The organism is Variovorax restrictus (assembly GCF_051216715.1).
Lineage (GTDB): Bacteria > Pseudomonadota > Gammaproteobacteria > Burkholderiales > Burkholderiaceae_C > Variovorax.
On the sequence record NZ_JBPJZH010000001.1, the window covers coordinates 1,309,842 to 1,324,891 of the forward strand.

Consider the following 15,050-nt stretch of genomic DNA (forward strand, 5'->3'; position numbering starts at 1 on the left):
CCCCGTGGCAACGCGCACTCGTTTCACCTTCCTGAAAGCATCCCATGACTCTTGCATCCCGCTTCCGCGCACGCTGGTTCGCGCTCGGCCTCACGGCCGTGCTGGCCACCGGCTGTGCCACCTCGACGGCACCCGTTGCCCCGGCGTCCCCTGTCGCCACCACCGCACCGATCCGCGTGAAGGTCTTCGTCGCCGCCATGTTCGAGATCGGCCAGAACACCGGCGACCGCGCCGGCGAGTTCCAGCACTGGTACGAGCGCTACTGGAAAGGTGCCGTGCCCATCGCGGTGCCCGGCGCGCTCAAGCCGGTGTACTGCAACGCCGACGGCGTGTGCGGTGCGGTGCTCGGCATGGGCAAGGTGAACTCGTCGTCGTCGATGCAGGCGATCCTGTTGAACCCGGCCTTCGACTTCTCGCAGGCTTACTACGTGATCTCCGGCGTCGCCGGCACGCCGCCGCAGCGCGGCACCATCGGCGAGGTGAACTGGGCGACCTGGCTGGTCGACTACGACCTCGGCCACCGCTGGGCGCCCGAAGAGAACAAGGCCGGCGAGCCGACCTTCATGCCGCGCAAGGGCTACGAGGACTACCGCCGCTTCCCGCTCAACCCGGCGCTGGTCGGCTGGGCCATGAAGCTCTCGGGCGACACACGGCTGAAGGACTCCGACAGCGCCCGCACTTACCGCCTGCGCTACCCCGACGCGGCGGCGCGCCGCGCGCCCTTCGTCGGCACCGGCACGCACATGACGGGCGACACCTTCTTCCACGGCCCCGGCATGTCGAATCAGGCGCAGTACATCGCCAAGCTCTACGGCGCCGACGACTACGTCATCACCGAGATGGAGGCTGCGGCGATCACGCTGGTGATCAAGCGCACGCATGGCACCGACCGGGTGATGAGCCTGCGCGGCGCAGTCAACTTCGACCAGGGCAACCCGAAGGAAACCACGCTGCAGCATCTGGACCCGGCACCGGGCGAAACGGCCGGCGGCTTCGCCGAGACGGTGGAGAACATCGCGCTGGTCGGCACCCGCGTCGTCGACCACATCGTCGGTCACTGGCCGCAGTGGCAGGCAGGTGTGCCGGCGCTGCCGCGCTGAGGCGTTTCGATCAGCGGTGGGCCGGTTGCAACTGGCCCACCACGTTGAAGTCGAAGGGCGTCCAGCGGCTTACTGGGACGCCCGCGCGGCGCAGGCCGCGGCCGGTCCAGGTGTTGCAGGTCTCGAAGAGGTGGTAGCTGCCCTGGGCTTCGTAGAAGGCATCGTCCGGCCCGTAGCCCGCACCGGGCAGGGCGACGGCCCGGTCGCCCGGCAGGCTGCCGCGTACATGGGCCACCAGTTCCAAGTACTGCCGCGGCGAGAGTGGCATGACGTAGGCGCCCTGGCGCAGTTGCGCACGGGTGAGCCAGGTCACATGCAGCAGCGATGGGTTGGCGCCGACGAGGGCCCCGACGGCACGGCGCAGCGTGAGGTCGCCCCAGGTGGGCGTGTGCAGGTAGAAGTCCCGATCGCCCCAGCCGATGGCGACGAATTCGGCGTCGGGCGGGGGCGACTTCGCGTCGCGCGGGTCGAACAGCGCGGCCCAGTCGATGGCCGCGCTGCGCACCGGCATCACCAGATCCGTGTGCACGCCATTGCTCAAGACATAGGCCTCGATGCGGGGCGGCTCGGCGGGGGCGCGCGCATTCACCGGCCACAACATCAGTGCGGCGGCCACGCCGACGTACATACCTACCACTGCCAGCAGCGCGAGCAGGCTGCCTGCGATCCAGCCAAGGCCGCGCCGCATCCTCTCTCTCAAAACAGCGAGGCCGTCTGCGCTGCCGCATCGGGCGGCGTGCGGCTGCGCGACGCACGGGTGGCCGGCGTCGTGGCCTCCGCGCTGTCGACCCGCACCAGCGCGCCTACGCGCACGCCGATCAGCCGCAGCGGGCGCTCCAGCGGCACGCGCTTCAAGCACTGGCCGGCGGTCTGGCGGATCGCCTTGCCGTCGGCGGTGAAGCGGTCGATCGTCTGGTCGCGCGTGGCGATCCTGAAGTCGTCGTAGCGCAGCTTGATGCCGATGGTCTTGCCGACATAGCCCTTGCGCTGCAGGTCTTCGGCGACCTTCTCGCACAGGTGCGTGAAGATGGCACCCAGCTCGGCGCGGTCGCGCACCGCGTGCAGGTCGCGGTCGAAGGTGGTCTCGCGGCTCATCGACACCGGCTCGCTCTCGGTCACCACCGGCCGGTCGTCGCGGCCCCAGGACACCTCGTGCATCCAGGCGCCGGTCGCCTTGCCGAAGTTGGCAATCAGCCAGTCGCGGTCTTTCTGGGCGATGTCGCCCACGGTGCGCAGCCCGAAGCGTTCGAGCTTCTCGTCCGCCTTCGGCCCGATGCCGTTGACCTTGCGCACCGGCAGCGGCCAGATGCGCGTCTGCAGGTCTTCTTCATGAACGATCGAGATGCCGTTGGGCTTGTCGAATTCGCTCGCCATCTTGGCGATCAGCTTGTTGGGCGCCACGCCGATCGAGCAGGTGAGCCCGGTCGCGTCGAAGATCGATTTCTGGATGAGCCGCGCCAGCACCCGTCCGCCTTCGCGCTGGCCGCCGGGCACGTCGGTGAAGTCGATGTAGACCTCGTCGACGCCGCGGTCCTGCATGACCGGCGCGATGTCCAAAATGATCTGCTTGAATTGCCGCGAGTAGTGGCGGTACTGGTCGAAATCCACCGGCAGGATGATGGCCTGCGGGCACAGCTTGGCGGCCTTCATCAGCCCCATCGCCGAGCCGACGCCGAACTGCCGCGCAGGGTAGGTGGCGGTGGTGATCACGCCGCGCCCGGCGTAGTCCTTCAACCGCGGAAAGGCGCCCACCGGAATGTCGGCCAGCGTGCCGCCCGCGGGCAGGTCGCGAATCGCCTCGTCGACCTTGCGCCGCCCGCCGCCGATGACCACAGGCAAACCCTTGAGCTGCGGGTAGCGCAGCAGCTCGACCGACGCATAGAAGGCGTCCATGTCGAGGTGGGCGATGCGGCGCACGCGAGGGGTGGAGACGGTCACGCTTTGATTTTCGCTCGACGACGGTGCTGGCTCGCGTCCTCGATGTTTCGGGCTGACCGGGGCCTGACGGGATACGTACTCCCACGTACGCCGACCCTGCCGGAATCGCCCCGGCACGGCGGTAGCATGCGGCCCGCGCCTTCGCCGTCATCCCTAAAACAACTCGCAGGCAGAGCCCATGACCACCCCATCACCCACCCCTTCCAAGCGCCCGATCTATCGATCGCTCTACGTTCAGGTCATCGTCGCCGTCGTCGTCGGCGTCGCACTCGGTCACTTCTATCCCCACGTCGGCGAATCGATGAAGCCCTTGGGCGACGGCTTCATCAAGCTGATCAAGATGCTGATCGCGCCGATCATCTTCTGCACCGTGGTGGTCGGCATCGCCGGCATGGAAGACATGAAGAAGGTCGGCAAGACCGGTGGCCTGGCGCTGCTGTACTTCGAGGTCGTGAGCTCGATCGCGCTGGTGGTGGGCCTGGTGCTGGTCAACCTGCTCAAGCCGGGCGCCGGCATGAACATCGACCCGAGCACGCTCGACACCAAGGCGCTGGCCGCCTACACCGGCCCCGGCAAGATGCAGGGCACGGTCGACTTCCTGCTGAACGTCATTCCCAACACGGTCGTCGACGCCTTCGCCAAGGGCGAGATCCTGCAGGTGCTGCTGATCGCGGTGCTCTTCGGCTTCGCGCTGCACAAGTTCGGCGGCCGCGGCACGCTGGTGTTCGACGTGATCGAGAAGGGCTCGCATGTGCTCTTCACCATCGTCGGCTACGTCATGAAGCTCGCCCCCGTCGGCGCCTTCGGCGCGATGGCCTTCACCATCGGCAAGTACGGCGTGGGCTCGCTGTTCTCGCTGGGCAAGCTGATGGCCGTCTTCTACATGACCTGCCTGCTCTTCATCTTCGTGGTGCTGGGGCTCATCGCGCGCTTCCACGGCTTCAGCATCTGGAAGTTCATCAAGTACATCAAGGAAGAACTGCTGATCGTGCTGGGCACCTCCTCGTCCGAATCGGTGTTGCCGCGCATGATGGAGAAGATGGAGAACCTCGGCGCCAAGAAGACCGTGGTGGGCCTGGTGATCCCCACCGGTTACTCGTTCAACCTCGACGGCACCTCGATCTACCTCACGATGGCGGCGGTGTTCATCGCGCAGGCCACCAACACCGACATGACGCTCACGCAGGAACTCACGCTGCTGGGTGTGCTGCTGCTCACGTCGAAGGGTGCGGCGGGCGTGACCGGCAGCGGCTTCATCGTGCTGGCGGCCACGCTGTCGGCCGTCGGCCACGTGCCGGTCGCGGGCCTGGCGCTGATCCTCGGCATCGACCGCTTCATGTCGGAGGCACGCGCGCTCACCAACCTGATCGGCAACGGCGTCGCGACGCTGGTGGTGGCGAAATGGACCGACGAGCTCGACGAGAAGCGCCTGCACGCGGGCCTGAACAACGAGACCTGGGTCGAGGCCGACGAGCCCGAGGTGCTGGTCAACGCGAAGACCGAGCACATGGCCGCGTACACCGCGCCTCGGCACTGAGCCTGTCGCCGGGCAACCGGCCGCGGCAAATGCAAGGCAGATGCCAGGGCACCCGCGGAACTGGCTCTGCCAGGCCGCTGGGTGCGCCCCCTCGAGGGGGAGGCGGCGACACGCAGTGCGCCGCTTCGGGGGAGGGCCCTGTTTCTAGTGGTCGTGGTGCAGGTAGCTGGCCTGCCGTGGCAGCCGCCAGCTCACCGCGAAGGCGATGACCATCATCACCGTCACGTACCAGTAGAAGGCCGACTCGTGGCCGAGTGACTTGAGGCCCAGCGCCACGTACTCGGCCGAGCCGCCGAAGATCGCGTTGGCCACGGCATAGGCCAGGCCCACGCCCAACGCGCGCACTTCGGGCGGGAACATCTCGGCCTTCACGATGCCGCTGATGGACGTGTAGAAGCTGACGATGGCCAGCGCAAGGATGATCAGCAGGAAGGCGACGACAGGGTTCGTCACATGCTGCAGGCCGGTGAGGATCGGCACCGTCGCCAGCGCGCCCAGCGCCCCGAACAGCAGCATGTTGTTGCGGCGGCCGATGCGGTCCGATAGCGCGCCGAAGACCGGCTGCATGCACATGTAGACGAACAGCGCCGCGGTCATCACGTAGCTGGTGGTCTTGATCGGCAGGTGCACCGTGTTCACCAGATACTTCTGCATGTACGTGGTGAAGGTGTAGAAGATCAATGAACCACCGGCGGTGTAACCCAGCACCGTGAAGAAGGCCGCCTTGTGGTGCTTGAAGAGCCCGGCCATGCTGCCGGCTTCCTTGTTGGCCTTGGCTTCGGCCGTCTGCGTCTCGTGCAAGGTGCGGCGCAGCAGCAGCGCGACGACGGCCGCGACCGCGCCGATCGCGAAGGGAATGCGCCAGCCCCAGGCCTTCAACTCGCCCTCCGACAGGAACTGCTCCATCACCACGATCACCAGCACCGCGAGCAGCTGGCCGCCGATCAACGTGACGTATTGAAAGGACGAGAAGAAGCCGCGCTGGCCGCGCAGCGCCACCTCGCTCATGTAGGTGGCGGTGGTGCCGTACTCGCCGCCGACCGAGAGGCCCTGGAACAAGCGACACACCAGCAGCAGGAAAGGGGCCCACGCACCGATCTGCGCGTAGGTGGGCAGGCAGGCGATGACCAGCGAGCCGCCGCACATCATGGCCACCGAGATCAGCAGCGAGGTCTTGCGGCCCATCCGGTCGGCGATACGGCCGAACAGCCAGCCGCCGATGGGGCGCATGAGGAAGCCCGCGGCGAACACGCCCGCGGTGTTCAGCAACTGCGCGGTCGGATCGGATTTTGGGAAGAAGGCTGGCGCGAAGTAGAGCGCCGAGAAGGCATAGACGTAGAAGTCGAACCACTCGACCAGATTGCCCGACGAGGCCGCCATGATGGCGAAGATGCGATGGCGCTTTTCTTCGGACGTGTAGGCGCGCGGAGCGCCCGATTCGCCCGAAAGGGGCGGAGCAGTGACAGACATAGAAACGCCTTGTTATGTGGATTTTGGCGTTCGTTATTCTGCAGAGGTGCGCGCTCCGCGGTTGTCGGCCGAGCACGCGTCCGACCCCGCGAAAGGGGTACTCGCTACCGCTGGGTAGCTCAGGGGCGCCGCGCCCCGGGGGCCAGCACACCGGCGCCGCGCACTTCGAGGCGCACCCGGTCGAGCACTTCGCCGCGCGCGTCGGCGAGCTCGATCACATGGCGACCGGGCCAGGGCATCCATTGCGCGAGGTTGCCGTGCGCGAACACCTTGCCGTCGATGCGCCACTGCAGGCGCTGGCCCTGCGCCTCGAAGCGCACGCGCTGGCGGTTGGGTGGGATGTCGGGATCGATCGCGATGATCGAGCCGTCGGCCGGCGCCGTGATGCGGTAGCTCGTATCGTTCGCCGTCGCGTCGGGTGCGAACAGGCGTTGCTCGGTGCCGGAGAGGAACCATTCGTGGCGCGGTGCCTCGAGCTCGCCGCCGAAGCGCACCGGCACCTGCACCACGCCGGGCGGCGGCGCGGGCGCACGACTGGGTTCGCGCGCATGCAGGAAGCCCATCATCTCGGCCCACACCGGCGCGGCGCCGCTGGTGCCGCTCACGTCCCACATCGGCGCACCGCCGGCATTGCCCACCCACACGCCCACCGTGTAGCGCTGCGACCAGCCGACGGCCCAGTTGTCGCGCATGTCCTTGCTGGTGCCGGTCTTCACCGCCGTCCAGAAACGGGTGCCCAGCACGCTGTCGACACCGAAGGTGCGGGTGCGGGCGTTGGCGTCGGACAGGATGTCGCTGACGATGAAGGCGGCGCGCGGGTCGATGGCGGGCGGCGTGTTCCGCGCGGGCGTCGCGACCGGCGCTGGGAGCATGCGCGTCTCGCTGTAGCGCCCGTTGTTGGCCAGCGTGCGGTAGGCGTTGGTGAGCGCCAGCAGCGACACCTCCGCGCTGCCGAGCGCCAGGCTGTAGCCGTAGTAGCCGCCGCTCTCGCGCAGCGGCAAGCCCGCCGCCTGCAGCTGGCGCGCGAAGGATTCGGGCGAGACCATCACCAGCGTGCGCACCGCCGGCACATTGAGCGATGCGGCCAGCGCGGTGCGCACCGAGACCAGGCCCTTGAATTGCCGGTCGTAGTTCTGCGGGATGTAGAGGCCGCTGGCCGTGGCGATCTGCGCCGACGAATCGTCGATCAGCGATGCGGCGGTGAGGCGCCGCTCGCCGATGGCCTGCGCATAGAGCAGCGGCTTGAGCGTGGAGCCGGGCTGGCGCTGTGCGAGCACCGCATCGACCTCGCCGGCGCGGCTGAGCGCCCCCGACGAACCGACCCACGCGAGCACCTCGCCGCTGGCGTTGTCGAGCACCACCAGCGCGGCGTCTTCGACATTGCGGCCACGCAGTTCGCGCAGATGGCGCTGCAAGGTGTTCACGGCGAAACGCTGCAGCGGGGCGCGCAGGGTGGTGCGCAGCGTGGCGTCGGCGGTGGTCGTGCGGGTCGGTGCAGCGTCGCGGCGCAACTGCAGCGCACGCCGCGCGGCATGCGGCGCGATGCCCTCGCTCGGGTCGAAGGCGCGCCGCTGCAGGGCCGCGCTCGCGAACATGTCGACGACATCGCAGTCGATGCGGCGGCGCTCGGCCTCGGTCGTTTCCATCGCCTTCATCACCTCGCAGGCGCGCTGCGCGACGAGGGCCGGCTTGGCGTTGGGTGCGCGCACCAGCGCCGCGGCGACGGCCGCCTCGCGCGCATCGAGCCCGTGCGGCGCCTTGCCGAAGAGCGTGCGCGACAGCGCGTCGATGCCGACGATCTCGCCGCGGAAGGGCACGGTGTTGAGGTAGGCCTCGAGGATCTGGTCCTTGCGCCATTGGCCTTCGAGCTGCGCGGCGGCCACCGTCTGGCCGAGCTTCTGCGTCAGGCTGCGGCCACCGCTGCCGCGCCGCAGCTCGTCGTCGAGCAGGCCAGCGAGCTGCATGGTGATGGTCGACGCGCCGCGCGTGCGCGTGTTCCACAGGTTGCCCCAGGCCGCGGCCGAGACGGCGCGCCAGTCGACACCGCTGTGTTCGTAGAAGCGCCGGTCTTCGCTCAGCACCATGGCGGTCCGCAGCGCGGGTGACACGTCGGCCAGCGCGATCCACTGCCCGCGGCGCACGGTGGCGTCGGTGCGCACGCGCTGCAGCAGGGCGCCGTCACGGTCGAGCACCTCGGTGTCGGAGGGGCGGAACTCGCGCCGCACTGCGTCGAAGCTGGGCAGCGCCCAGGCCGGCCCCGCACACGTGGCCGCGATGGTCAGCGCGAGCAGCGGCCGGCGCAAGAGGGGGCGGCGAAGGGGGAGAAGGGTCATGGGGAACAAGACGGGCAACGGGCCTACTTTAAGTCGCGCGGGCGGGCCGACGCATGCGATCTCGCACCGCACCGACCCTGCTACTCGGAACAGGCGCGAGCCTCGTGCCTGCCTAAACCTGGAGGACATCACCATGAAATCACTTCTCGTCGTGCTTGCTGCAACCGCCACCCTCGCGGGCTGCGTGGTCGCCCCCTACGACAACCGCCCGCCGCCGCCAGGCCCGGGCGTGCGAGGCGACCGCGACCGTGACGGCGTACCTAACCGCTACGACCGCGACCGCGATGGCGACGGCGTGCCCAACCGCTACGACAGCCGCCCGGGCAACCCGCGCCGCGACTGACGGACGGCGTCAGCGCCGCGGCTTCGGCTGCTTGTCGTATTTGCGCCAGTAGTCGAACTCTTCCTCGTGCACCTCGATGTCGAGCTCCGACACGCGCCCCTGCATGCGCTCCTGGGCATCGGCCACGCCGCGGTTGTAGAGCGTCGGGCCGATCTCCTCGAGGAAGAAGCCAAGCAGTGCGCCGGCCGCGATGTTGCCGATCCTCGGGTCGTCCATGTGCTCGCGGAAGTAGCGTTCGATGGACGCGATGGCCTGCTGACGGACCTCGCGGGGCAGTTCGATCGTCATCGCGTTCCTTTCCAGAAGAAGGCGCTCAACGCCCCGCCTCGACCTTCACCCGCGCGTTCGGCGTCTCGCCGAACATCTCGGGTGCGTACATCGCCTCGACACGGCTCGGCGGCAACGCGAAGTCGCCGACGTTGTTGAGGCGCACCGTGTACTCCATCTTCACCACGCCCTTGGGCAGGTACTCGTAGTAGCTGCGGAAGGACTCGAAGCTGCGTTCCTCGAAGGCCGGCCAGCCGGCACCGCTCTTCTTCTCGCCCTGCGTCGCGATCTGCGAATCGCGGCCCAGGCCGCTGCCGAGGATGGTGGCACCGCCCGGGATCGGGTCGGTGATCGCCACCCAGGTCATGTCGGCGCTGGCGTTGACTTCGAGCGTGACGCGCAACACGTCGCCGCGCGTGTACTTGCCCGCTGTCGCCTGCTCCACCGGGGTGATCGTCTTCTTGATCGCATAGCCGGCCGCGAACGGCGCCTTCAGCTGGATGGCTGCGACCGATTGCAGCGTCAGCCACGGCTTGCCGGCCCCGTCGTGGGTGACGGTCAGCGTTTCCTTCTGCGGCTGGCCCCAGGGCAGGAACATCGTGTTGTTGCGCAGGTTACCCGGCGAGGCCGGCGCGCCGAACCAGGTCGTCTGGTTGGGGGCACCCGCGGCGTCGCTGGTCTTCACACGCTCGACGCGGCTCCAGTCGACGCTCTGCGTACGGCCTGCCGAATCGGCGTTGCCGACCGGCGGCGCGCGCAGCACCGAGGTCGTGGTGCCGGCCACCGGCACGCTCTCGAACACCTTCGAGAACTTGTCCAGCGCCAGCCCGCCCCACAGGTTGGCGGTGGTCGTGTGCCAGGCACCGTTCTGCTGCCGCCCGATGAACCCGTTGGCCAGTTTGCCGATGTCGTCCTTCCACGCCGGGTCGTCCATCACGGCCAGCAGCAGGCGCGCGGTGTTCACGTCGCCGTTGGTCATCAGCCACCACCAGTAGTCGTCCTGCTCGGTGCTGAACAGCACCTTGGTTCCCTGGTAGCTCAGACGCGCCTTCAGCACGTTGTTCGCTTCGTCCAGGCGTTGCTGGCGCTGCGGCACGTCGTTCACGCGCTTCAAGATCTGCACCCAGTCGATCACCGCGCTGGTGGGCCACTGGTTGGGCGCGATGGTGATGCTCGCGACCATGCTGCCGCGTGCCTTGCCGTAGCGCGACAGCGCTTCGAGCGCGGCGAGCTTGCGCACGTCCAGGTCCTTGCGCGGGCTCCAGAACTCGCGCTGGATGCGGCCTTCGACGAAGGCGATCAGGCCCTGTTCCATCGGCGCGCGCGCATCGTCGGGCAGCGCGAAGGCCGGGTCGATGGCCGCCGCTTCGTTCGTCGCCGCGAGCAGGTACGACGTGAGGATGTCGCTGCCGCGGTTCGACTCGCCGTCGCGCGGCGGGAAGTAGCTCGCGAGCCCGTCGCTGTCGAGGTAGCTCGGCAGCTGCGCCACCACGCCCTGCCACAGCTTGCCGTTGCGCAGGCCGATCGACTTGCTGGTCTTCTGTTCCAGGCAGGCGAAGGGGTAGTTGGCGAACCAGTCGCGCACGCCCGGCATGCCTTCGGCGAGCTTGGGCTGCAGCGACATCTTCAGGCCGCCACGGCCCGGCAGCGCGTCGGCCGGCGGTGCGACGTCGAGCGTGAAGCTGCCGTCGACCTGCACCAGCGTGGCCTGCTGCACGGTGAGCGGCACGGCCGGCACGATGCGCTGGCGCACCTTGAGCGCGTCGCGTGCGCCGCTGACCGTGTCCTTCGCCTCGATCTCCCACAGGATGGCTTCGGCGCGCGTCTGCGCCAGCTGCGCCGGCGCGGTCACGTTCCACGCCACCTCGCGGGATTCGCCGGGCGGAATGTCGATGGTCTGCGTCTCGAGCGTGAGCAGCGTGGCGCGCGGCGAGGCTTCCACCTTCATCGCCTTCTGCGTCGTGTTGCGCAGCGTGATCTGCGCGCGGAACTGGTCGTCCTCGCGCACCAGCGGCGGCAGACCGCTGATGATCTGCAGGTCTTGCGTGGCCTGGATGCTGGCCTGCCCGGTGCCGAACAGGCCGGTGCCCATGTCGGCCACGGCGACGATCTTGAAGGTCGTCAGCGCGTCGTTGAGCGGCACCGTCACCACGGCCTGGCCATTGGCGTCGAGCACGATGGACGGGTTCCACAGCAGCAGCGTTTCGAGCAGCTCGCGGGTCTGGCCCTTGCCGCCGCCCCCGCCCGCGGGCACGGCCTTCTTGCCGTAGTGCCGGCGCCCGACGATCTCCATCTGCGCCGTCGAGGTGCTCACGCCCCAGCTGCGACGCTGCAGCATGGCTTCGAGCAGGTTCCAGCTGTCGTTGGGCATCAGTTCGAGCAGGGCCTGGTCGACCGCGGCCAGCGCCACTTCGGCGCCGGCGGCGGGCTTGCCGTCGGGCAGCTTGCCCGTGATGGTGATCTGCGCCTTGCCGCGCACCGGGTAGCTCGGCTTGTCGCTCGCGACCTTCACGTCGATGCGATGGGCCGCCGTGCCCACGCGGATTTCGGCCAGGCCGAAGCGGTAGGCCGGCTTGCTCAGGTCGACCAGCGCGGTCGGCGCGACGTATTCCTTGCCCTCGACCCAGAAGGCGGTCCACCATTCGCGCGGCGCCTTGAAGCCCCAGGTGAAGAAGCTGTACCACGGCACGTCGCGCAGGCGGCCGCGCAGTGCCAGCACGCTGACGTAGGCGTTCGGCCCCCATTCAGGCTTGAGCTGCAGGCTCACGGTCGGGTCCTGGCCGTTGAGTTGCACCACGTGCGTCTCGATCACGCCCTCACGCTCGACCGCCACCAGCGCGGTCGAGAAGCGGAAGGGGCTGCGCACCTGGAACTTGGCGACTTCGCCCGGCTGGTAGTTCTTCTTCTCCGGCAGCACGTCGATGCGGTCGTGGTCTTCGCCGCCGAACCACAGCTCGCCCTGCTTGGTCACGTAGACCGAGCTCGCGGCCTGGCTCTCGCGGCCTTCCTTGTCGGTGGCGGTAGCGATGAGTTCGACCTGGCCGGCCTCCTTCAGCGCCGCCTCGCACAGCACCAGGCCGCGCGAATCGCTGTTGCCGCTGCACACGGTGCCCAGTTCCTTGACCTCGGTCTTGTTGTCGTAGGTGTAGAAGCCGCCGACCATGCGCTTGCGGCTGGTGGTGGTGATGCGGGCGACGGCGTTGACCTTCACCTTGGCGTCGGCCACCGGCTTGCCGCTGAGGTCGAGCGCCAGCGCCTGGAACTTGAGCTTCTTGTCGGTCGAGATCCAGCCTTCGGTCTTGAGGCCGGCGATGACCGACGCGGGCCACAGCGTCTGCGTGCTGCGGATCGTCTGCACCTCGCCGTTCGGGTCAGAGTACGTGGCTTCGATCAGCAGCTCGCGCGGCGTCGCCTTGGCCAGCGGCACCTTGTCGATGGTGAGCTTGCCGGCGCCGTTGCGGTCGAGCGTGAGCGGCAGCTTGTCGGCGATCACGCGGGTGTCGTCCGACGACGCATCCTCTTCGTCGGCGCTCGTGGCTGCCTGGTCGTCGCGCTTGCGCGGCGGCGAGAAGGTGAAGCTGTCGTAGTCGGCGAAGTCCAGGCGCTTGCCGCGCACCATGGCCGACACGCGCACCGGCAGGTTGGCCGCGCCACCGCCGGCCACGTAGTTGATCTGCACGTCGGTCGGCAGCGCCGTGATGGCGACCAGCGGCTTTTTGTCGCTCGGCGTCACGCGGCCTTCGAGCACCGGCAGGCGGAATTCCTCGACGCGGAACTGGCCGGTGGCGTAGCTGCGCGAGTCGTCGTCGTCGCCATTGCGCAGCGCGACCTGGTAGATGCCGAGCTTGGCCGCGACCGGAATCGCGAAGGTGTTCTCGGCGCTCTGGCCGCCGGTGGCGGTCTTGCGCCAGCCGACCGGCTGCGTGAATTGCTGGCCGCTGCCCAGGTGCGTGAGCACCAACGTCCCCGGCAGGTCGTCGGGGATGCCGAAGCCCCGGCTGGTCTGCGTGCGGATCAGGTGCTTCATCGACACGGTTTCGCCGGCGCGTAGCAGCGTGCGGTCGAAGAGGGTGTGGGCGACCGCATCGGGCTGGGAATCCTGGCTGGTCGGCACATTGAAGCGCCAGGGCTCGATGCCGCGCTGCCAGTCGCTCCAGGTGAAGGCGAGGTCATCCACGCCTTTGTCGTCCTTGGCGCGAGCGCTGACGAAATACCCGTTGCCGCCGTATTCGCCGCCTTCCTCGGCGCCGCAGGACGGGCTGTCGGGCGAGATGCCCTTGAGCGCCGCGATGCCGTTCGCGTCGGTGGTGCCGGCGTCGATTTCCTTGCCGTCGCAGCCTGACACGCGCACCCTGGCGCCGGCGACGACCTTGCCCTTGTCGAGCGAAGTCACCCAGGCCATCGAATTTTCGCGGCCGAGCTTGAAGTGCACGGCGAGGTTGGTGGCCAGCGCCGTGGTGCGCACGTACATCGTGCGGCCGTTGCCGTAGCGCTCGTCGAGCAGCGATTCGCCCAGCTTCTGCGAGGCGATCTCCAGCACATGGAAGCCCGGCGTGAGCGGGATGCCGATCACCTCGAAGGGCCGACCGTCGCCGCTGTCGGCCTTGGGCATGTCGAGGGTCTTCACACCGGCCTGGCCGCCGAGCAGCGACACCATGCGCGTCTGCACGTCGTTGCGGTTGTCCTTGTCGATCACCTTCGGCAGCGGCGCCTTCACGTCGCGTGCGGCGACCGAGCGGTTGACCGAGTAGCCATCGTATCGGCGCACCTTGCGGAACCAGGCAATGATCTCCGCGTCGGTCGTCGGGTTGAGATCGCTTACTTGGCCGGGCGTGAGCGCCTGCACCTGCAGGGCCGGCTCCACGCGGCGCACCGTCACCGGCATCATCGCGACGCCGCCGGGCTCGGCCAGGCGCTCGATCACGCCGAAGGGCGAGGCCGCGAACTTCGCCAGCGGCGGCATCGCGCCGGTGGCCGTGGCCAGCGGGAAGCTGTCGGGCGTGCCCAGCGGGCGGCCGGAGGCGTCCTGGAAGGACGACGGCAGCGTTACGCTGAACTTCGTGTTCTCGGGGAAGGGCGGCTGGAAGCTCAGGCCGTTCACCACCGCGTCGTCGTTGCCACTGTCTTCGTCGACTTTCGGCTCGATCGTCTTGCCGCCGCCGGCCAGGCGGATCTGCGCGGCCATCTTGCGGGTGACCGGCGCGTTGAAGCGCAGCGCCATCGGCCGCAGCGGCAGGCAGGCGGCCTGCGCGTTCTCGCGCTCGCAGGTGAAGGTCGCGGCGAAGGGCTCGCGCACGTCATAGCTGAAGCGCCGCTCGACCGTGTTGGCCACGCCCGACGGCGTGGCGACGCCCTTGCCGTACACCAGCTGCATGCGGCTGCCGGCGGTCAGCGTGCGGTTGCACTGCAGCGTGGCGAAGCGCAGCGGCTCCTTCTGCGCCTGGCGCTCGCGGCCGAAAGCCTTGAGCAGGGCGTTGCGGTCGTCGCCGTCGAGCTGCTTCACCGGGATGCGCTCGCCCACGCCGTCGGCCACGCACCAGACGTTGTCGCGCACGCTCGCGAGGGTGGCCGGGCCGTTGAGTTCGAGCACGAAGGACTGCTGCTCGTCGATCTTTCCGTAGCTCGGCTGGATGCTGCGCACGAAGGGGCCGCCGGTGCTGAACGCCTGGCGCTGCGGGCCGGTGAGCTCGGCGCCGGCCGGTGACTTGAAGCCGGCCACGCGCGTGATCGTGCAGCGCACGCCGGGCGGCAAATCGTTCTCGAAGTCGTAGACCCACTGCTTTTCGCCGGTCCAGCGTGCGGTGCCCTTGCCGGCCTGCGCGTCGTCGCAGCTGACCGTGTAGGGGGCGGGCGCCTTCGGGTCGCCGAAGTTGACGGCCGCCTGGTCGAACTTGGCGACCACCTGCCGCACCCGCGACACCTCGCCCTGGGGACTGACGCTGATCGCCTGAAGGGCCAGGGCCGGATAGCTCGCCAAGGCCAGCAGGCCGGCCAGAGCGAATGCGCTTGTTGTGTTTCTCATGTCCTCTCCTCTGAGGACCGGAAGGGTAGCGCAAGTCCTT

Annotated in this window: 9 protein-coding genes; 3 read left to right on the forward strand and 6 right to left on the reverse strand. The window is 68.7% G+C overall.

From position 1 onward, the window contains the following. Positions 1-44: 44 nt before the first annotated feature. A complete protein-coding gene (locus ACSFA0_RS06155; RefSeq protein ID WP_435449331.1) occupies positions 45-1,100 on the forward strand; it encodes a purine-nucleoside phosphorylase in 1,056 nt (351 codons plus the stop codon). A 10-nt stretch (positions 1,101-1,110) separates the two neighbouring features. On the opposite strand, the gene ACSFA0_RS06160 is transcribed toward ACSFA0_RS06155, so the two are convergent. Both ACSFA0_RS06160 and dinB read right to left on the reverse strand, forming a co-directional pair. Then, the gene (locus tag ACSFA0_RS06160) at positions 1,111-1,788 is read right to left on the reverse strand and encodes a TIGR02117 family protein (protein ID WP_435449332.1); all 678 of its coding nucleotides are present in this window, start codon (positions 1,786-1,788) and stop codon (positions 1,111-1,113) included. 8 nt (positions 1,789-1,796) lie between these two features. Then, complete coding sequence (dinB, locus tag ACSFA0_RS06165) at positions 1,797-2,993, reverse strand: DNA polymerase IV (RefSeq protein WP_435450905.1); 1,197 nt, start codon at positions 2,991-2,993, stop codon at positions 1,797-1,799. A gap of 223 nt (positions 2,994-3,216) precedes the next feature. Here dinB and ACSFA0_RS06170 point away from each other — a divergent pair, with 223 nt between their 5' ends. Next, complete coding sequence (locus ACSFA0_RS06170; protein ID WP_435449333.1) at positions 3,217-4,575, forward strand: dicarboxylate/amino acid:cation symporter; 1,359 nt, start codon at positions 3,217-3,219, stop codon at positions 4,573-4,575. Between the two features lie 144 nt (positions 4,576-4,719). Here ACSFA0_RS06170 and ACSFA0_RS06175 read toward each other — a convergent pair whose 3' ends face one another. Both ACSFA0_RS06175 and pbpC read right to left on the reverse strand, forming a co-directional pair. Next, entirely contained in the window at positions 4,720-6,045 is a 1,326-nt protein-coding gene (locus ACSFA0_RS06175; protein ID WP_435449334.1) for an MFS family transporter, read from the reverse strand. 119 nt (positions 6,046-6,164) lie between these two features. Continuing rightward, the gene (gene pbpC, locus ACSFA0_RS06180; protein WP_435449335.1) at positions 6,165-8,378 is read right to left on the reverse strand and encodes a penicillin-binding protein 1C; all 2,214 of its coding nucleotides are present in this window, start codon (positions 8,376-8,378) and stop codon (positions 6,165-6,167) included. 133 nt (positions 8,379-8,511) lie between these two features. Between pbpC and ACSFA0_RS06185 the strand changes: the two genes are divergently transcribed. Continuing rightward, positions 8,512-8,721, forward strand: coding sequence for a hypothetical protein (locus tag ACSFA0_RS06185; protein ID WP_435449336.1), 210 nt, complete (start codon positions 8,512-8,514; stop codon positions 8,719-8,721). A gap of 9 nt (positions 8,722-8,730) precedes the next feature. Here ACSFA0_RS06185 and ACSFA0_RS06190 read toward each other — a convergent pair whose 3' ends face one another. Together ACSFA0_RS06190 and ACSFA0_RS06195 are read right to left on the reverse strand one after the other, a co-directional pair. Further along, a complete protein-coding gene (locus ACSFA0_RS06190) occupies positions 8,731-9,009 on the reverse strand; it encodes a DUF2164 domain-containing protein (RefSeq protein ID WP_435449337.1) in 279 nt (92 codons plus the stop codon). A gap of 25 nt (positions 9,010-9,034) precedes the next feature. Further along, entirely contained in the window at positions 9,035-15,010 is a 5,976-nt protein-coding gene (locus ACSFA0_RS06195) for an alpha-2-macroglobulin family protein (RefSeq protein WP_435449338.1), read from the reverse strand. Between the last annotated feature and the right edge of the window lie 40 nt (positions 15,011-15,050).